This window comes from Longispora sp. NPDC051575 (genome assembly GCF_040681875.1).
Taxonomy (GTDB): Bacteria; Actinomycetota; Actinomycetes; order Mycobacteriales; family Micromonosporaceae; genus Longispora.
The window spans coordinates 318739-335904 of the sequence record NZ_JBFAZP010000009.1 but is presented as its reverse complement, the minus strand read 5'-3'; the positions used below and the strand labels follow the sequence as shown (position 1 = coordinate 335904).

19 protein-coding genes, 1 pseudogene and 1 riboswitch are annotated in these 17166 nt (G+C 72.2%); of the genes and pseudogenes, 10 read left to right on the top strand and 10 right to left on the bottom strand.

Annotation, left to right across the window (positions count from 1 at the left end):
* A complete protein-coding gene (locus AB0M43_RS28505) occupies nucleotides 1-378 on the top strand; it encodes a hypothetical protein (RefSeq protein ID WP_363728853.1) in 378 nt (125 codons plus the stop codon).
* Here the strand turns inward: AB0M43_RS28505 and AB0M43_RS28500 are convergent.
* The gene (locus AB0M43_RS28500; RefSeq protein ID WP_363728852.1) at nucleotides 375-1085 is read right to left on the bottom strand and encodes a class I SAM-dependent methyltransferase; all 711 of its coding nucleotides are present in this window, start codon (nucleotides 1083-1085) and stop codon (nucleotides 375-377) included. The genes AB0M43_RS28505 and AB0M43_RS28500 overlap by 4 nt on opposite strands.
* A gap of 269 nt (nucleotides 1086-1354) precedes the next feature.
* Here AB0M43_RS28500 and AB0M43_RS28495 point away from each other — a divergent pair, with 269 nt between their 5' ends.
* Together AB0M43_RS28495 and AB0M43_RS28490 are read left to right on the top strand one after the other, a co-directional pair.
* A complete protein-coding gene (locus AB0M43_RS28495; protein WP_363728851.1) occupies nucleotides 1355-1798 on the top strand; it encodes an HNH endonuclease in 444 nt (147 codons plus the stop codon).
* A gap of 50 nt (nucleotides 1799-1848) precedes the next feature.
* Nucleotides 1849-2337 carry a GNAT family N-acetyltransferase gene (locus AB0M43_RS28490; protein WP_363728850.1) on the top strand — a complete coding sequence of 163 codons (489 nt, stop codon included), beginning with the start codon at nucleotides 1849-1851 and terminating at the stop codon, nucleotides 2335-2337.
* A 210-nt stretch (nucleotides 2338-2547) separates the two neighbouring features.
* Here the strand turns inward: AB0M43_RS28490 and AB0M43_RS28485 are convergent, their stop codons facing one another.
* The gene (locus AB0M43_RS28485) at nucleotides 2548-3240 is read right to left on the bottom strand and encodes a hypothetical protein (RefSeq protein WP_363728849.1); all 693 of its coding nucleotides are present in this window, start codon (nucleotides 3238-3240) and stop codon (nucleotides 2548-2550) included.
* Nucleotides 3241-3341: 101 nt separating this feature from the next.
* Nucleotides 3342-4196, bottom strand: coding sequence for a helix-turn-helix transcriptional regulator (locus tag AB0M43_RS28480; protein ID WP_363728848.1), 855 nt, complete (start codon nucleotides 4194-4196; stop codon nucleotides 3342-3344).
* 195 nt (nucleotides 4197-4391) lie between these two features.
* Here AB0M43_RS28480 and recO point away from each other — a divergent pair.
* The 3 genes and pseudogenes from recO to AB0M43_RS28465 form a co-directional block, all read left to right on the top strand.
* Nucleotides 4392-5138, top strand: a pseudogene (gene recO, locus AB0M43_RS28475) (DNA repair protein RecO); the annotation flags it as partial.
* A gap of 215 nt (nucleotides 5139-5353) precedes the next feature.
* The gene (locus AB0M43_RS28470) at nucleotides 5354-6142 is read left to right on the top strand and encodes an isoprenyl transferase (protein ID WP_363728847.1); all 789 of its coding nucleotides are present in this window, start codon (nucleotides 5354-5356) and stop codon (nucleotides 6140-6142) included.
* Between the two features lie 80 nt (nucleotides 6143-6222).
* A complete protein-coding gene (locus tag AB0M43_RS28465; protein ID WP_363728846.1) occupies nucleotides 6223-8631 on the top strand; it encodes a penicillin-binding protein in 2409 nt (802 codons plus the stop codon).
* A 126-nt stretch (nucleotides 8632-8757) separates the two neighbouring features.
* Here the strand turns inward: AB0M43_RS28465 and AB0M43_RS28460 are convergent, their stop codons facing one another.
* From AB0M43_RS28460 to AB0M43_RS28450, 3 genes are all read right to left on the bottom strand, one after another.
* Nucleotides 8758-9540 (bottom strand): energy-coupling factor transporter transmembrane component T, encoded by a 783-nt coding sequence (locus AB0M43_RS28460; RefSeq protein ID WP_363728845.1) that lies wholly within the window; start codon nucleotides 9538-9540, stop codon nucleotides 8758-8760.
* 61 nt (nucleotides 9541-9601) lie between these two features.
* The gene (locus AB0M43_RS28455) at nucleotides 9602-10972 is read right to left on the bottom strand and encodes an ATP-binding cassette domain-containing protein (protein ID WP_363728965.1); all 1371 of its coding nucleotides are present in this window, start codon (nucleotides 10970-10972) and stop codon (nucleotides 9602-9604) included.
* Nucleotides 10973-11034: 62 nt separating this feature from the next.
* Nucleotides 11035-11613 (bottom strand): ECF transporter S component, encoded by a 579-nt coding sequence (locus tag AB0M43_RS28450; protein ID WP_363728844.1) that lies wholly within the window; start codon nucleotides 11611-11613, stop codon nucleotides 11035-11037.
* Between the two features lie 18 nt (nucleotides 11614-11631).
* Nucleotides 11632-11736: riboswitch (TPP riboswitch) on the bottom strand.
* 125 nt (nucleotides 11737-11861) lie between these two features.
* On the opposite strand from AB0M43_RS28450, the gene AB0M43_RS28445 reads away from it, so the two are divergent.
* Together AB0M43_RS28445 and AB0M43_RS28440 are read left to right on the top strand one after the other, a co-directional pair.
* Nucleotides 11862-12464, top strand: a complete 603-nt coding sequence (locus AB0M43_RS28445; protein WP_363728843.1) for a hypothetical protein — start codon at nucleotides 11862-11864, stop codon at nucleotides 12462-12464.
* Between the two features lie 10 nt (nucleotides 12465-12474).
* Nucleotides 12475-12945 carry a nuclear transport factor 2 family protein gene (locus tag AB0M43_RS28440; RefSeq protein WP_363728842.1) on the top strand — a complete coding sequence of 157 codons (471 nt, stop codon included), beginning with the start codon at nucleotides 12475-12477 and terminating at the stop codon, nucleotides 12943-12945.
* Nucleotides 12946-13008: 63 nt separating this feature from the next.
* Here AB0M43_RS28440 and AB0M43_RS28435 read toward each other — a convergent pair whose 3' ends face one another.
* Genes AB0M43_RS28435 through AB0M43_RS28420 form a run of 4 tightly spaced genes read right to left on the bottom strand, consistent with a single transcriptional unit; the run spans nucleotide 13009 to nucleotide 15921 of the window.
* Complete coding sequence (locus AB0M43_RS28435; protein ID WP_363728841.1) at nucleotides 13009-13410, bottom strand: transcriptional repressor; 402 nt, start codon at nucleotides 13408-13410, stop codon at nucleotides 13009-13011.
* Between the two features lie 5 nt (nucleotides 13411-13415).
* A complete protein-coding gene (locus AB0M43_RS28430; protein WP_363728840.1) occupies nucleotides 13416-14294 on the bottom strand; it encodes a metal ABC transporter permease in 879 nt (292 codons plus the stop codon).
* The gene (locus AB0M43_RS28425) at nucleotides 14291-15052 is read right to left on the bottom strand and encodes an ATP-binding cassette domain-containing protein (protein ID WP_363728839.1); all 762 of its coding nucleotides are present in this window, start codon (nucleotides 15050-15052) and stop codon (nucleotides 14291-14293) included. Before AB0M43_RS28425 ends, AB0M43_RS28430 begins: the two co-directional genes overlap by 4 nt.
* Complete coding sequence (locus AB0M43_RS28420) at nucleotides 15043-15921, bottom strand: metal ABC transporter substrate-binding protein (RefSeq protein WP_363728838.1); 879 nt, start codon at nucleotides 15919-15921, stop codon at nucleotides 15043-15045. Before AB0M43_RS28420 ends, AB0M43_RS28425 begins: the two co-directional genes overlap by 10 nt.
* Nucleotides 15922-16022: 101 nt before the next feature.
* Here AB0M43_RS28420 and AB0M43_RS28415 point away from each other — a divergent pair, with 101 nt between their 5' ends.
* Nucleotides 16023-16367 (top strand): antibiotic biosynthesis monooxygenase, encoded by a 345-nt coding sequence (locus AB0M43_RS28415; RefSeq protein WP_363728837.1) that lies wholly within the window; start codon nucleotides 16023-16025, stop codon nucleotides 16365-16367.
* Nucleotides 16364-17137, top strand: a complete 774-nt coding sequence (locus AB0M43_RS28410; protein ID WP_363728836.1) for a hypothetical protein — start codon at nucleotides 16364-16366, stop codon at nucleotides 17135-17137. The genes AB0M43_RS28415 and AB0M43_RS28410 overlap by 4 nt, the downstream gene beginning before the upstream one ends.
* Nucleotides 17138-17166 lie beyond the last annotated feature (29 nt).

Below are 17166 nucleotides of genomic sequence, written 5' to 3'. Positions count from 1 at the left end.
ATGCCCGGACCCGACATGGACTTCACCGAGCCCGTCCCCGCTCACGACGGGGACCAGGCCGCGCGGGTGGCCCGCCGCCGCCACCTGTGGGCGCTGGTCCTGTTCACCCTGGGCCTGTCCACGTTCGGTGCCGCTGTGGTGTTGTTTCTGGCCCCTGAACTCCTGCTCCAGGACCGCTTCGTGCTGTCGCGTCCGGGGCCGGCCATCTTCGTGGCGCTGGCCCTGCCCGGTGGTCCCCTCATGCTGTCCAGGGCGACCTGGCTGTCTTTCGGGCACCTGACGGCCGGCAGGATGCTCATGCACGTCCTGTGGGTGTTCGGCGTGTTCCAGACCCTCTGCGGACGTGGTGTGCTCGCAGGGTTGATGGACGCGCCCTAGCGCCGCACCCCCCGGTAGACCCGGGTCTCGTAGGGCAGCGGGAACGTCTCCGGCAGGTCGGCCGTCAGCGCGCGGATCCCGGCCCGGATCTCCTCCTGGCGCTCGGCCGTGGCGATCAGGAAGTACGACCGGGTCGACATCAACCCGACCAGCCGCTCCGTCGTCATCGGCACGCTGTGCGCGACCGTCTCCCGCACCGGCGCCTCGAACAGCGGCCCGAAGTCGTCGACCAGGAAGTTCTCCCGGCTGTTCCCGTCGCCCAGCCGGGCGAACCCGCTCAGCTCCGCGACCCACGGCACGGACTCGTCGCGCATGTTCCACACCGGACCGAACACCCCGCCCGACCGGATCACCCGGGCCAGCTCCGGATGCGCCCGCTCCCGGTCGAACCAGTGGTACGCCTGGCCCGCGACCACCGCGTCGACGCTGCCGTCCGGCAGGGGGATGTGCTCGGCGGAGCCGTCCAGCGCGGTCACCCCGGGGGTCGAGGCGTCGAGCTGGGCGCGCATCCCCGGGTCCGGTTCCACCGGCAGCACCTCGTGCCCGAGGGACAGCAGAACCCGGGTCAGCAGGCCCGTGCCGGCCCCGAGGTCCACCACCCGCAGGGGGCGGTCGCCGAGCAGCCAGCGGAGGGCCTCCACCGGGTACGAGGGGCGGTGGGAGTCGTAGTCGGCGGCGGCCGCGCCGAAGGAGAGTCGCTGGTGCACGTACCCATAAAAGCATTGCGACGCTGTTTCCGCCCGCCGTAGGGTTCTGTCCGTCACCCCGACAACCTGATCACAACGGAGACCGACATGTGGTGTACCCCGACGGAAGCCCGGCGCCCGATGGCGTGCGGCGCGACGGTCGCGGCTTTCCACGGTCTCCCCGAGCCGGGTCGGTGGCACGGCTAGCGTTCCGCTGGTCCCGCCGCCGCCCACCCCACCGGGGACGGGCGGCTTTTTCGTTCCCACCACAACACTCGAAGGAGGACGCGGTGAACGCCGTACTCGTCATCAACGCCGACCTCGGACCCCTGCACCGCGTCTCCCTCAAGCACGCGGTGCGGATGCTCTGCCGCAGGGTGGCCGAGGTCCACGAGGCCGAGCCGGACCAACGGATCGGGGTCTTCCCCGTGCCCAAGGTCGTCCGGCTCGTGCACTACGTGGTGACCCGCTGGCGCCGGGGCCGCGGGCCGTCCTGGTCCCGGGCGGGCGTGCTCACCCGCGACAACCGCCGCTGCGGGTACTGCGGGAAGGCCGCCAGCACCATCGACCACATCCTGCCCCGGTCCCGGGGTGGGCAGAACCACTGGGAGAACACCGTCGCCGCCTGCTCGGCGTGCAACGGCCGAAAGGGCGACCGGACTCCCTCCGAAGCGCGCATGCCCCTGCTGGTGACCCCGAGGGTCCCGCTGTGGGCATCGTTCCACGCGCGCTGACCGGGCCGGCGGGGATTACGGGGCCCCGCCGGCCCCTTACTCTGGAGGACATGATCATCAGGGAAGCGACCGCCGAGGACTGGCCGGCGATCTGGCCGTTCATGCGCGGGATCATCGCGGCGGGGGAGACCTACACCTACGACCGGGACACCCCCGAGGACCGGGCCCGGTCCATGTGGCTGCTGGGCGTGCCGGCCCGCACGGTGGTCGCGGTGGACCCCGCCGGGGCCGTCATGGGTACCGCGAAGATGAACCCCAACCACATGGGCGGCGCCTCGCACATCGCGAGCGCGAGCTTCATGGTCGATCCGGCGTTCTCCGGGCGCGGGGTGGGGCGGGCGCTCGGGGAGTACGTGCTGGACTGGGCGCGGGGGGAGGGGTATCGCGCGATGCAGTTCAACGCGGTCGTGTCCACCAATGTCCGGGCGGTGGGGCTGTGGCAGGCGCTCGGCTTCGAGATCCTGGGGACCCTTCCGGAGGGGTTCCTGCATCCGACGCACGGTTATGTGGGGCTGCACATCATGCACCGGCACCTGTAGGTCCCCGGCGGTCGTTCGGGACCACTGGGGCCTGGGCGGCCGCGTGGGACCACCGGGAACTGGGCGGTCGCGCGGGACCACGGGACCTGGGGCGGTTGCGGGCGACCACGGGGCCCGGGGCGGTCGCGCGGGATCGCCGGACCCGGGCGGCCCGACCGGGCCGCCCGACCGGGCGTCGCGGCTCGGTGCGGCCCGCCAGTCGAGGAAGTGTCAGGCGGCCACCAGGCGGGCGGCCGCCGCAGGGGCGACCGAGGAAGCGAGTTTCCATGCGGCGGTCTCGCTCCCCGCGGAGACCACGACACACGTGAGCACCCCCCAACCCATCTCCCGCCCGAAGTACACGGAGCACTGTGCCTGGGGTGTGGGGAAGCCCTCGTAGGTCACCTTGGTGCAGTACGAATAGGACATCGTGATGCCGGGCAGCTCCACCAGCTGGCGTTCCCGGAGGAACTCGTGCTTCACGCTGGCCCCGGTCGCGTTCCGGCAGTCCCCGCTGACCCGGGCCCTGATCTCGGCCAGCACCTCGGCGGCGGTCAGCTTCTCGTAGCCGAAGACGCCGTTGTCCAGGGTCAGTTCGCTGCCGCCGCCCTGCCAGCTCTGCTGGAGCGCCCGGGTCAGCTGGGCGTCGGACTTCAGGTCCTTGCCCGGATCACATTCGCCGAGCGGGGAGCCCGCGAACGGCGTACCCGGCTGGAGTTTCGTCGGCCCGCCCTCCTTGCCCGGGGCGTCCTCCGGCAGCTGGATCGTTGCCAGGCGCTTGTCCTGCTGGTCGCGGGCCGCCGTGGCGCTGGCCGAGGCGCCCGGGTCGGCCTTGGCCGGGGGCTTGTCGGAGCCGCCGCACCCGGACGCGCCGACCACGCAGCCGAGTATGACGGCGACTGCGGCGAGTCGGGTGAGTTTCATACTGACCTCCACGGCTTGTCCGGTTTCCGCGCCCAACCTATCCACCCACCGCCACCCCGGAAAAGATCAAATCCCTCATCTGGGTACCGGTCGCCGCCGGGTCAGTCCGCGGTGATTCCTCCGTCGCGGTACTCGGCGGCCAGCCCGGACAGGAAGTCCCGGGCCGCGTCGGCGTGCAGGGCCACCCGGTCGAGGAGGGTGTAGATCTCCGCGTACAGGCCGATGTCCTTCGGGTCCCGCATCTCGAGTTCGCCGTGGAAGGTCTCGACGGTGACGAGTCTCCGGTCGAAGAGGACGAACGCGGTGGTGGGGATCTCGGGCATCCGGCCGGCGAGCGGGAGTACCGAGACGTCGACCAGCCGCGACAGGGCGACGATGTGCTCGATCTGGACCGCCATCACGGAGTCCGCGCACAGCCGCGTCCGGAGCGCCGCCTCCGTGACCAGGAACCAGAACCGCCGGCCCGGGGCGTGCAGGATCGCCTGCCGTTCCAGCCGGGCGAGCACGGCGGGGGCCGGGTCGGTGGCACCGGCCACGGTCGGCAGGCTCAGCACGGCTCGCACGTACCCGGGGATCTGGAGCAGGCCGGGAACCATCGCCGGCTGGAAGCAGCGGATCTCCCGGGCCTGGTCCTCGATACCGGCGATGACACGCTGTCGGACGTGCAGACCCGCCTGCCGGATGGCCCGCACGGTGATGAACGAGAGGTTCGCGTTCCTGGCCAGTTCGATGATGGGGCGTCGCGCGTCGTCGGGTACCCCCAGGGCGACGACGATGCGTTCGACATCGGCGACCGCCGGTCTGATCCTGCCGGTCTCGATCTTCGAGATCTTGGACTGGCTCATCCCGGTGCGGGCCGCGAGCCGTGCGCCGCTCAGGCCGGCCGCCCGGCGCAGGTCGCGCAGCACCTCGGCGAGTTGCCGCCGCCGACGGTCGAGGTGCTCCAGCTCCGGCACCGCCCTACCCCCGGTGGTACTCCGGATGCGCCGCCCAGTCGACCGGTGTGAGTTTCATCCTGGACCTCCGTGGCTTGTCCGTTTCCGTCGCCAACGTAACGGTCCACGGCGCCGGAGCGGAAGGCGCATTCCTGTTGCGGAATAAACCGGGCCGCCGGGCTGAGGGGTGTCGGAGGGGGCGGGCACAATGGGGGCGTGGCGCAGGGGTATCGGAGTCGGCTGTTCCGGGATGACGGGGTTGTTCTCCGTGTCCAGAAGCTCGGCGAGTCCGACCGGATCGTCACGGTGCTGACCCGGCGGACGGGGCGGATCCGGGCCGTGGCGCGCGGGGTGCGGCGGACGAGTTCGAAGTTCGGGGCGCGGCTGGAGCCGTTCGGGCATGTGGAGTTCCAGTTCGCCGAGGGGCGCAACGGGCTGCACACGGTGTCGCAGGTGGAGGCCGTGGAGTTGTACGCGGCGAAGATCGCGCAGGACTATCCGGCGTACACGGCGGCGAGTGCGGTGTGTGAGACGGCCGAGCGGCTGACGCCCGAGGAGGGCGAGGTGGCGCTGCGGCTGTTCCAGCTGACGTTGGGGGCGCTGCGGGCGTTGGCGGGGCGGGAGCACGCCTCCCCGCTCGTACTCGACGCTTATTTTCTTCGGGCCATGACGACGGCGGGGTGGGCTCCGGCGCTGGTGGAGTGCGCGGTGTGCGCCACGCCAGGGCCGCACCGGGCGTTCAGTGTGGCCTCCGGCGGGTCGGTGTGTCCGTCGTGCCAGCCGCCCGGCGCGGCCCGGCCGGCCCCGGCGACCCTGGGGCTGATGTCGGCGCTGAACACGGGGGACTGGAAGCTCGCGGACGCCAGTGATGTGGCGAACCGGCGGGAGGCCAGTGGACTTGTGGCGGCGCATCTGCAGTGGCACCTGGAGCGCGCGTTACGCTCCTTGCCGCTGGTCGACCGCACCGCGAACGACCGCGCGACGACCGACCGGCCCATGACCGACCGGCCCATGACCGACCGGGCCGCGAACGACCGAGCCATGACCGACCCGGCCCGGGGCGCCACGACGGACCCCGCCCGGGCCGCCGCGACCCCCGTGGGCCGCACGGCATCCGACCCGGTCCGCGTCGTGACCGCCACGGACCACCCCGTCCACAGCCTGACGAAGGAGCGAGCGTGACCTACCGCGCCCCCACCCCGCACCCGTCCGGGGTGCGTCCGCCGGCCCTGCCGAAGGACGCGATCCCCAAGCACGTCGCCGTCATCATGGACGGCAACGGCCGGTGGGCCAAGCAGCGCGGGTTGCCCCGCACGGCGGGTCACGAGCAGGGGGAGACCTCGCTGTTCGACGTGATCGAGGGCGCGCTGGAGCTGGGTGTGAAGAACGTCAGCGCGTGGGCCTTCTCGACGGAGAACTGGAAGCGGTCGCCGGAGGAGGTGCGCTTCCTGATGGGCTTCAACCGGGACGTGATCCGCCGCCGCCGCGACGAGCTGAACGCGATGGGCGTGCGGGTCCGGTGGGCGGGGCGGCGGCCGAAGCTGTGGGCGAGCGTCATCAAGGAGCTGGAGGTCGCGGAGGAGCTGTCGAAGAAGAACGACAAGCTCACGCTCCAGTTCTGCGTGAACTACGGCGGCAAGCCGGAGGTGACCGACGCGGTGACCCGGATCGCGCAGGAGGTCGCGGCGGGGCGGCTCAAGCCGGACAAGATCACTGAGAAGACGATTCAGAAGTACCTCTACTGTCCGGACATCCCGGACGTGGACCTGGTGCTGCGGTCCTCGGGCGAGCAGCGGCTGTCGGGCTTCATGATCTGGCAGGCGGCGTACGCGGAGTTCGTCTCCCTCGACGTCCTCTGGCCGGATTTCGACCGCCGCCACCTGTGGTACGCGTGTGAGCTGTTCGCCCAGCGTGACCGCCGGTTCGGTGGGGCGATTCCGAACCCGGTGGCCCCTGCGACCCTTTAGCGGCTTTCGTCCCATGTGATGGTCGTCCCGCTTCCGGTTCCGTGGTCGCCGGGGCGGGACTTCCGTGTAAATGTCGGTGGGTGAAGTCGCGCAGCAAGCTTTCGAAGGCATTGACCCTGCTCATGGTGGGTGGGATCGCCGCCGCCGTGTTCACGGTGGTCGTGCTGCCGGCCGCCCTGGTCGCGGGGCTGGCCACCCAGGTGCTGGGCGGCGAGTTCAACGACCTGCCGGGGACGTTGAAGAACCCGCCGACCCCGCAGAGCAGCTACGTGTACGCCTCCGACGGCAAGACGCTGATCACGTCGTTCTACGACCAGAACCGGCGCGACGTCACCCTCGACGAGATCCCGCAGGTCATGCGGGACGCGATCGTCTCCGCCGAGGACAACCGGTTCTACGAGCACCACGGGGTCGACGCCAAGGGCGTGCTCCGGGCCCTGGTGAGCAACGTGACCTCGGGCGGGGTGGCGCAGGGCGCGTCGACGCTGACGATGCAGTACATCCGGAATGTCCTGTTGTACACGGCCGACTCCAAGGAGGGCCGGAACGCGGCCACCGAGGTGACGACCGACCGCAAGATCAAGGAGATGAGCTACGCGCTCGCCCTGGAGAAGGAGATCGACAAGAACGAGATCCTTCGCCGGTACCTGAACATCGCCTACTTCGGCAACGGCGCGTACGGGGTGTACTCGGCCAGCCAGGCGTACTTCTCCAAGGAACCCAAGGATCTCACCATCGAGCAGGCCGCCCTGCTCGCCGGTCTCGTCCAGGCCCCCGGTGACTACGACCCGGTGAAGAACAAGGACGCGGCCGCCGACCGGCGCAACTGGATCCTGAAGAAGATGGTCGAGCTGAAGTACGCCGACCCGGCCGCCGGGGCCGCCGCCCAGGCCTCGCCGATCGCGTTGAAGCTCAAGCCGGCCCCCGACGACTGTCTGTCGCGCGGCGAGGGCTCCAACGGCTGGGGCTTCTTCTGCGGGTACTTCAAGAAGTGGTGGCTCGACCAGCCCGCCTTCGGGGCGACCGTGCAGGAACGCGAGGCGAAGCTCCAGCGCGGCGGCTACACGATCGTCACCTCGCTCGACCCGGCCGTGCAGAAGGCGTCCGAGCAGGCCATCGCCGAGCAGATCAAGAAGGACAGCCCGTTCGCGCTGGGCGTGGCGACCGTCGAGCCCGGTACCGGCCGGATCCGGTCGATGGCCGTCAACCGCAACTACTCCAACGACGCCAGCAAGAACGGGAAGAACACCGGCGGCCCCGGTCAGGGCAGCTACCCGAACACCACGGTGCCGCTGATCGCCGGTGGCGACGCCGCCCCGGGCTTCCAGGCCGGCTCGACGTTCAAGATGTTCACCATGCTCGCGGCCCTGGAGGCCGGGATGCCGCTGAACACGACGTTCGACGCGCCCAACAAGTACAAGAGCAAGTATCCGGCGGCGCCCGGGCCGGCGACCTGCGAGGGGAAGTACTGCCCGAGCAACGCCGCCCCGTCGATGGCCGGCCGGCGCGCCATGTGGGACGCGTTCGGGCGCTCCGTGAACACCTACTTCGTCTGGCTGGAGGAGCAGGTCGGGGCCGACAAGGCCGTCGAGATGGCGAAGAAGCTGGGCATCACCTTCCGGGGCGACGACAAGAAGATCGCGGACAACCAGGAGGCGGCCAGCAACTGGGGCGCGTTCACGCTGGGCGTCGCGACCACGTCCCCGCTGGACCTGGCCAACGCGTACGCGACGATCGCGGCCGAGGGCACCTACTGCAAGCCGCTGCCGGTCAACTCCATCACCGACGCGGGCGGCGCGGTCGTCGACGTCGCCGAGCCGCAGTGCAAGCGGGTCTTCGAGCCCGACGTGGCCCGCGCGGCCACCGACGCCGCCCGGTGCACGGTGGGGGACAAGTCGGCGTTCGGCAGGTGTGACGGGAGCACGGCCGGTGGGCTGCGCAACGTCGTCGGCCGTTCGCTGGCCGGCAAGACCGGTTCGTCCGAGCGGAACGAGACCGAGTCGTTCGCCGGGTTCACGCCGGGGCTCGCCGCCGCCGGGATCGCCGGGGACCCCGACAGCCCGCGCAACGCCGTCGGCGCCGCCTTCGCCGACAACGTCAACATGGCCGTGGCGAAGACCCTGAAGGCAGGAGCCGGGTACGCGCCGGGCAAGGACTTCGTCGCCCCCGACCGCAAGGTGGCCTTCGGGACCGAGGTGCGGGTGCCCGACGTGCGCGGCCGGAGCGTGGACGAGGCGACGGCGGAGCTGCGCAGGGCCGGGTTCTCCGTGACCGTGGCACCGAACCGGATCAGCTCGGAGTACGTGGCGGGGCAGGTCGGCGACGTGTACCCGACCGGGAGTGCGCCGAAGGGGTCCACGATCACCCTGTACGTGAGCGAGGGACCGGTGCCGCCGGTGGAGCCCACGCCGAGTACGGGGACGAGCGCGGAGCCCACGGGGCGGCCCACCGGGCGTCCGGTGCCCACACCTACCAGGCGGCGGTTCTAGGGGTGGTCCGGCCTGGGGCCGCGCTCCGCGCGGCCCCAGGCCGGACGCGCCTTCCGCGAGGCGGGACACGCGTGGCGGCCACGGCGTCGAGGTAGCCGCGTCACCGGCCGGCGAGGAACCACGCCCCTACAGGAGCGCCCGGAACGCCCCGGTCGCGATACTGACGCCCAACGCGAGGGCCGCCAGCCCCGCAGCGCCCGCCACGAGCAGCGCGTCCGCCGTGGTGAACCGGCTGACCCGGGCGTTGGTCCGGCGCGCGCCGCTGGCGAAGCCCCGGGCGTCCATGGCCACGGCCAGCCGGACCCCCTTGCGGATCGCCCCCACGAGCAGCGCGAAGGCCGTACCCGCCGTGATCCTGGCCCAGGACACCGGCCCGTGCGCCGCGACGCCCCGGGCGCGCCGGGCCAGCACCAGCAGCCGCCACTCGTCGGCGAGCAGGGGCAGCAGGCGCAGGGCGGCGAGGGTGCCGATCGCGTACCGGGGCGACAGCCGCACCTGCTGGATCAGCGCGTCGGCGAGGTCCGTCGGGTCGATCGTCGCGAACGCCACGACCCCCGGCAGCGCCACGGCCAGCAGCCGCAGGGCCAGGCTGAACCCGTTGCCGACCGAGCCGGTGGTCACGCCCCAGAACAGGTGCTCGCCGGTGGGTTCGGCGGCGAACAGCGCGGTCGCGACCACCATGCCCACGGCGGACAGCAGCAGCGGCCAGCACCGCCGGGCCAGCCGGCCGAGCGGGATGCCGAACAGGGGCACCACGGCGAGCGTGCCGACGAGGGCGATGGCCGGCGCGACGGCGTCCAGCGTGCTGAGCAGCGCGAACGACAGGATCGTCGCCGCGCCGAGCTTGGCCACGGGGGAGCGCCGGGCGAGCGCGGTCTCCCGGACCACCAACGGCTCCCCGAACCTCATACCGGCACCCCGCGGACCGCCGCGCCGTGAGACCCGTGCGCCCGGTCGGGGCCGCGCGGGCTCACGCCGACACCCCGCCGGGCAGCCGCTGCACCCGGTCCGCGCAGGCCGCCACGAAGTCCGCGTCGTGCGTGACGATGGCCAGGCCGTGCCCGGAGTCCCGCAGTTCCCCGATCAGCACCACCAGCTCGCGCCAGGTCCGCAGATCCTGGCCGAACGTCGGCTCGTCGAGCACCAGCACGCGCGGGGCCGCCGCGAGCGCCGTCGCCACCGACAGCCGGCGCTGTTCCCCGCCCGACAGCGTGTAGGGGTTCGCCGCCGCCAACCGGGCCAGCCCCAGCCGTTCGAGCAGCTCCTCGGCCCGTTCGCGCGGGGCGGCCAGGGTGAGTTCGTCCACGACCCGGTTCGTCACGAACTGGTGCTCCGGGTTCTGGAACACCGAGCCGATCCGCCGGGCCAGATCGCCCGCCGGCCAGCGGTGCGGCGGCTCCGGGGCCAGCGCCGAGGTGAGCGTGCCCGTGGTGGGGGCCAGCAGGCCGCCCAGCAGGAGCGCCAGGCTCGACTTGCCCGCGCCGTTGGGGCCGACGAGGGCGAGGACCTCCCCGGCGCGTACCCGGACATCGGTCGGCGGAAGGGCGGCCGTCGTCGCACCGGCGTAGCGGAGGGTGAGCCCTTCCCCGGTCAGCAGATCCTCGACCACACCTCGACGGGTACCGGGGGCCCTGGCGGCCAGCCCCGTGAACCCGGGCACCCACACCCCCGCCGCCGCCAACGCCGCCCCGTGCCGCCCGAACACCTCGGCGGGCACCCCGTCGGCCAGCACCCCGCCGCCCGGCTCCAGCACCACCACCCGGTCCACCAGCGGCAACGCCTCGGCCACCCGGTGCTCCACCAGCACCATCGTCGTGTCGCCGACCGCGCGCCCGATCGCCGCGCGGACCAGTTCCGCGCCGGCCGGATCGAGATTGGCGGTCGGCTCGTCGAGCAGCAGCAGGTCCGGGCGGGCCACCAGGGCCCCGGCCAGGGCCAGCCGCTGCTGCTCGCCGCCGGACAGCGCGTCCACGGGCCGGTCCCGCGGGTACGGGAAGCCGACCTGCCGCAGGGTCGCGTCCACCCGGGGCCAGATCTCCGCGCGCGGCACGCCCAGGTTCTCCAGCCCGAACGCCACGTCGTCGCCGGACCGGGACATCACGAGCTGGCTCTGCGGGTCCTGGAAGACCACGCCGGCCGTGCCCGCGACGGTCAGGGTGCCCTCGCGTTCGCCGGAGTCCTCCGGGAGCAGGCCGGCGAGGGCGGCCAGCAGGGTGGACTTGCCGGCCCCGGACGGGCCGAGGAGCAGGACGCGTTCGCCGCGCTCGATGGTCAGGTCGACGCCGCGCAGGGCCCAGGCCCGCCGCCCGCCGTGCCGCCAGCCGAAGCCGGTCAGCCGCACGGCCGGGCCGCGGGTCGTGACGGCCGCGCCGCCCCCGGTGTCGGGTGCCTGGTCGCGCCGGGTCACACCAGCTCGCGGTCCCGGCCGGAGGGGAACCGGTCCAGGACGCCGGTGCGGGCCAGCGCCTGGGTCAGGACGTAGCCGCCGAGGCCCGCGACGACCACCGAGCTGACGGTGCCGATCGCGACGTAGGGCAGCTGGTAGGTGGCGAAGGCGAAGTCCTTGTACCAGGCGACCACGTCGAACACCGTCGCCGCGATCCCGGCGCCGGCCGCCGCGAGCAGCGCCACCGGCAGCTTGTAGCTGCGGTACAGGAACGCCGCGAACACGACCTCCGCGCCGAGGCCCTCCAGGAAGCCCTGGAGCAGCACCGTCATGCCCCACTTGTTGCCGAGGAACGCCGAGACGAGCGCGGCGAGGAACTCCACCAGCACGGCCGCGCCGGGCTTGCGGATGATCAGGGCGCCGAGGACGGCCGGGAGCAGCCAGACACCGTAGATGATCGTCGCGCCGGGCGGGAAGAAGGTGAACGCGTTACCGGCGACCTCCCAGAGCCCCGCCATCGCCCAGAAGATGACACCGAAGGCGACGGCGAGGACCGCCACCACCACAATGTCCACAGTGCGCCATTTGGTACTCATAGTGAAAGTCTCCCAGGGGTGAGCCGGGGAGCGACTCCCTTCGCCGGCATTACCCGGATCAGGTGTGGAGGGTCAGCGGTCGCCCGCACTCTCAGCGCTTCTCGCGCTCCCCTGTCGTATGCGGGCACCACCGTAGCAGCACAGGGCCCTGACCTGGAGATCAACAGCCGTTTCCCCGGATCCGGAAACTGTGAGATTCCTGGTACGGATGCGGGACTCGGCGCCCTGTCTGCTATTCACTGGGAGGTATGAAGCTCTATGCGGAGTTGCCGGCCCGTCGCACCCGGCAGATCGTGGCGGACGTCTCCGCCGTCGGCTGGACCGCGCTGTGGATCTGGCTGGCGTACCTGCTGCACCAGGCCATCAGTACCCTCGCCCAGATCCCGGACCGGGTCACCAAGGACGGCGACAGTCTCCGCGACTCCCTGAACGGTGCCGCCGAGGAGGCGCGCAGGATCCCGATCGCGGGCAAGGTGCTCGGGGAGAAGCTCGCCGACGCGGCCAAGGTCGCCCAGTCGGTGGCCGAGACCGGCAAGGACGGCAGCGAACTGGTCGGCCAGATCGCCCTGTTCACCGCGATCGTGGTCGCGGTCGCCGTCACCGTGCCGATCCTGCTGTTCTGGATCCTGGCCCGGACCCGGTGGATCCGGCGGGCCGGCACCGCCGTCGCGCTCCGCGACGAGCCGGCCGGCGAGGACCTGCTGGCCCTGCGCGCCCTGGCCACCGCCGGCCTCCGCGAGCTGCGGGCCGCCGCCGAGGATCCGGCCGGCGGCTGGCGGGCGAAGGACCCGGACACCGTGACGGCACTGGCCACCTTGGAGCTGGCCACTCTGGGCCTCAGATCCCGGTAAGGTGCACCATATGTCCGCAATCTTGGAGACGATCGACACGCTGTACGCCGCCCTCGACGCCAGGGACGGCTCGGCCATGGCCGCGTGTTACCACCCCGAGGCCCGGTTCCGTGACCCGCTGTTCGACCTGCGGGGCCCCGAGATCGGTGCGATGTGGCAGATGCTGACCTCCCGGAGCACGGACCTGCGCGCCGAGGTCTCCGACATCCGGGTCACCGGCGACACCAAGGCCCTGGCGCACTGGACGGCCCGGTACACGGTGGGGGCCCGGCCCGTGGTCAACGAGGTCCGCGCGGCGTACCGGTTCGCCGACGACGCCCGGATCATCGACCACGTGGACGCCTTCGACCTGCAGTACTGGGCCGGTCAGGCGCTCGGCGGGCTGCCCGCCCTGGTCACGAAGATGCCGGGCGGGGCGGGCCTGCTGCGCCGCAAGGTACGCCGGCAACTCGACGCGCACATCGCGAAGGCCGGCGTCTAGCGGGCCGGGGCCCATCGAGGGTCGGGCCCCAGCGGGACCCGGGGTCGGGCGTGGCGGCCCGGGTCAGCCGCGCTTGGCCGCGCACTCCGGGCACGTCCCGAAGATCTCCAACGTGTGCGCCACGTCCACGAACCCGTTGTCGCTGGCCATCTTCTCCGCCCAGCGCTCCACGGCCGGCCCCTCGACCTCCACGGCCTTGCCGCAGCTCCGGCAGACCAGATGGTGGTGGTGCCCCGTGCCGCACCGGCGGTAGAGGTGCTCGCCGCCGGGCGGGCGCATCACGTCGACCTCGTCGGCCTCGGCGAGGGCCTGCAACGTCCGGTACACCGTCGTCAGGCCGACCTTGTCGCCCTTGCCCCGGAGCATGGCGTGCAGTTCCTGGGCGCTGTGGAAGCCCTGCACCTCGCCGAGCAGCTCCATCACGGCGGAGCGCTGCTTCGTGCTTCTGGGTAAGGGCGCAGTCATGACACTCACGTTACCGGGCCGAGCACGACGTCCGGCGGCTCGGTATGGCCCGTGTCGTTCGGCGCGCGCACCGGTCTGCGGCGGCGCAGTACGGACGCGAAGGCCGCGACCAGCACGAACAGGCCCACGGCGAGCACCACGATGAACGCGCCGGGCGGGGTGTCGACCTCGGCGGCGAGCAGGACGCCCGCGCCGGAGACCGTGACCCCGATCACCATCGCCGCCACCAGGGTGGTCGTGAAGCCCCGGGTGACCTGCTGCGCGGTCGCCACCGGCACCACCATCAGGGCGCTGACCAGGAGCAGGCCGACGGCGCGCATCGCCGTCGTGACGGTCACCGCCGTGGTGACGGCGAGCAGGACGTTCAGGAAGCGCACCGGCAGGCCCGACACCCGGGCGTGCTCCTCGTCCTGGCTCACCGCGAACAGCCACGGCCGGCCGAGCAGGGTCACGCCGAGCACCCCCGCGCCCAGGATCAGCATCGCGGTCAGGTCGCTGCGGGAGGTGCCGTTCAGGGAGCCGAAGAGGTAGGACTGCAGGGTCGAGTTGGTGCCCTGTTTCGACAGCGAGATGAGGACGACGCCGCCGGCGATCCCGCCGTAGAACAGCATCGCCAGCGCCACGTCCCCGGACGCCTTCGCGCGTTCCCGGATCAGTTCGATCGCCACCGCGCCGGCCGCCGAGACGAGGACGGCGGTGAGCACCGGGGACGTCTTGAGCAGGAAGCCGATCGCGACGCCGGTCAGCGCCACGTGCCCGATCCCGTCGCCGATCAGCGACATCTTGCGCTGGACCAGGTAGATGCCGACCGAGGGCGCGATCAGGCCGATCAGCAGCGCCCCGATCAGGGACAACTGGAAGAACTCGTAGCTCAGGTAGTTCACTGGTTCAGCTCCCAGCGCGGGGTGGTGACCGGCGCGTGCGGGTGCTCGTGCACGTGGTCCGGGCAGGCGTGTCCGGGGGCCGGTTCGGGGGCCGCGCCGTCGTGCACCACCACGCCGCCGTGCAGGACGACGCTCCGGGTGATCAGGGGCTCCAGCGGGCCGAGTTCGTGCAGGACGACGACCACGGTGCCGCCGCCCGCGACGAACTGGCGGAGCGCGGCGGCGAACGCCTGCTGGCTGGCCGCGTCCACCCCGGCGGTCGGCTCGTCCATCACCAGCAGTTCGGGCTCGCCGCACAGCGCGCGGGCGATCAGGGCCCGCTGCTGCTGGCCGCCCGACAGGGTGCTGACCGGCTGCCGGGCCATCGAGGACAGCCCGACCGCGACGAGCGCGGAGTCGACGGCGCGCCGGTCGGCGGCGGACGCCGGGCGCAGGAAGCCGCGCCGGGCCAGCCGGCCGGCCGACACGAGTTCGCGGACCGTGGCCGGGACGCCCGAGGAGGCGCCGACCCGTTGCGGCACGTACCCGATCCGGGATCTGTTCCTCAGTTTCGCCAGCGGCTCGCCGAACAGTTCGACCGAGCCCGACGTGGCCGGGGTCAGCCCGAGGCACGCCTTGACCAGGGTGGACTTGCCGGAACCGTTGGCGCCGAGCAGCGCGACGACCTCGCCGGGCGCGATGCCCAGGGAGACGCCGCGCAGCACGGGCCGACCGTCGTAGGCGACGACGAGGTCGCGGGTCTGCAGGATCAAGAACACCCCAGTGCTGCACGGATCTGGCCGAGGTTGGACCGCATAATCTTGGCGTAGTCGTCCGAACTGCCCTCCGGCAGGCTCTCGATCGGGTCGAGCACCTCCGTCTTCGCGCCGGCCCCGGCCGCGATGGTCTCGGCGACCTTCGGGCTGACCAGAGCCTCGGTGAAGATGACCGTGGCCTTGTGCGCCTTGGCGGAGGCGATGATCTCGGCGATCTTCTGGGCCGAGGGCTCCTCGTCGGGGCTCAGGCCGGCGATCCCGACCTGGGTCAGCCCGTAGCGCGCGGCCAGGTAGCCGAAGGACTCGTGTGCGGTGACGATCTCGGTGCGCTGGCAGGTCTTGAGCCCCGCCGCGTACTCCTTGTCGATCGCCTCCAGCTCGACGCGCAGGGCGGCGGCCCGGGTCCGGTACCCGTCGGCGTGGTCGGGGTCGATCTTCCCGAGCCGCTCGGCGACCTTGTCCGCGATCGTGGCCAGCCGGGTCGGGTCGAGCCAGACGTGCGGGTCCTTGCCGGAGTGCCCCTCCTCGACGATGTCGGTGAGCGGCTGCACGGCGGCCACGTCGAACGCGCGGTCCTTGGCGTTCTGCGCGACGGCGTCGTCCACGGCCGGCTGGAACGTCGGCAGGTAGACCACCAGTTTGGCGTCGGCGATCAGCGCGGTCTGGGCGGCGGTGAGCTCCAGGTCGTGCGGCTCGGCACCCGGTTTGACCAGGTTCGTCACCTTGATATCGGGGCCGCCGACCCGCTCGGCCACCCACTGGAAGGGGTAGGCGGAGACGACGACGTCGGCGCGGTCCGCGCCCGAGCAGGCGGCGAGCGCGCCGGTGGCCAGGACGGCGGCGGCTACGAGGGCGAGGGGGCGCGTGAACATCCTTCAACTCTCCTCGCTAATGAGAATGATTGTCAACTTCGGTTACGTAAGATGTGAGTCAGGTCGCCTACCGGTTCGGACAGCCGGGTAGGTTGACTCCCATGCTCGTCGTCAATCGCTTCCGGGTCGCCACCGACACCGCCGCCTTCACCGAACGGGCGCACGCCGCGCTCCGGGCGCTGGCCGCCTGCCCCGGATACGTCTCCGGCCGCTTCGGGCGGGCCCCCGACGAACCCGACCTGTGGTGCGTGGCCACGGAGTGGAAGTCGGTCGGCGCGTACCGGCGGTCGCTCAGCAACTTCGACGTGAAGATGTACGCGACCCCCCTGCTCGCCCAGAGCATCGAGGAACCCAGCGCCTACGAGGTGCTGGCCAGCCTCGAACCGGGCGGCGAGCTCGTCGTCGCGGAGGGGGACTGGGTGCACGTCGAGGAGGGCCGGCGGTGACCGGGCCCCAGCCCCCGGGTTCCGACGAGTCGCGGGACGGCGCGCGGCCCCTGGGTCCCGACGAGTCGCGGGACGGCGCACGGCCCCCGGGTTCCCACGAGCCGCGAGGCGGAGCCCAGGGTCCCGAGCAGCCGCGGGAGACGGCCCAGGACGCGGTGCCCCCGGGCTACCCGGCCCCGCACCACGCGCCCGGACCCGACGTCCCCCCGCAGGCCCCGCCCCAGTCGCCCGTCGACTACGGCAAGGTGTCCTACAACACGCAGGACCCCGTCGCCCCCCAGCCCCCGGCCGGCCCCGGCGTCCAGCCCCCGTTCGTCGCCCCGCCCACCCAGCGCGACCAGCGCCGGATGTGGGCCGGGATCGGGATCGGCGCGGCGGCCCTCGTGTTGTGCGTCGGCGGCAGCATCGCCGGCTGTATCGGCCTGACCCTGTGGCTCGACACCGAACAGAACCAGGAGAGCGAGGCGGCGGTCGGCCGCTACCTGAACCCGCTCATCCGGGGCGAGTACGCGAAGGCGTACCTCGAACAGTGCGCTGACCTGCGCGAACTCGAAACCTCCGAGCAGTACGCCGCGCGGACCTCGCAGCGCCCCAAGCTGCTCGGCTACACGATCACCGAGGCCGGACCGGCCACCGACGCCGACCCGGCCGCGATGGTGCGCCTGGTCAGGGTGCAGTTCCGGTACGAGTCCGGGACCGAGTCCGGACAATTCAGGGTGATCCATGATCAGGCCGACAAGCGGTACCAGGTCTGCGGCGGCGACATCTGACCCCACGGGTACTCTGGGTCACTGTCGAC

Coding starts and splice junctions, on each gene's coding strand:
- AB0M43_RS28505 (WP_363728853.1), top strand. CDS start 1: ATGCCCGGACCCGACATGGACTTCACCGAGCCCGTCCCCGCTCACGAC.
- AB0M43_RS28490 (WP_363728850.1), top strand. CDS start 1,849: ATGATCATCAGGGAAGCGACCGCCGAGGACTGGCCGGCGATCTGGCCG.
- AB0M43_RS28485 (WP_363728849.1), bottom strand. CDS start 3,240: ATGAAACTCACCCGACTCGCCGCAGTCGCCGTCATACTCGGCTGCGTG.
- AB0M43_RS28460 (WP_363728845.1), bottom strand. CDS start 9,540: ATGAGGTTCGGGGAGCCGTTGGTGGTCCGGGAGACCGCGCTCGCCCGG.
- AB0M43_RS28450 (WP_363728844.1), bottom strand. CDS start 11,613: ATGAGTACCAAATGGCGCACTGTGGACATTGTGGTGGTGGCGGTCCTC.
- AB0M43_RS28445 (WP_363728843.1), top strand. CDS start 11,862: ATGAAGCTCTATGCGGAGTTGCCGGCCCGTCGCACCCGGCAGATCGTG.
- AB0M43_RS28440 (WP_363728842.1), top strand. CDS start 12,475: ATGTCCGCAATCTTGGAGACGATCGACACGCTGTACGCCGCCCTCGAC.
- AB0M43_RS28435 (WP_363728841.1), bottom strand. CDS start 13,410: ATGACTGCGCCCTTACCCAGAAGCACGAAGCAGCGCTCCGCCGTGATG.
- AB0M43_RS28420 (WP_363728838.1), bottom strand. CDS start 15,921: ATGTTCACGCGCCCCCTCGCCCTCGTAGCCGCCGCCGTCCTGGCCACC.
- AB0M43_RS28415 (WP_363728837.1), top strand. CDS start 16,023: ATGCTCGTCGTCAATCGCTTCCGGGTCGCCACCGACACCGCCGCCTTC.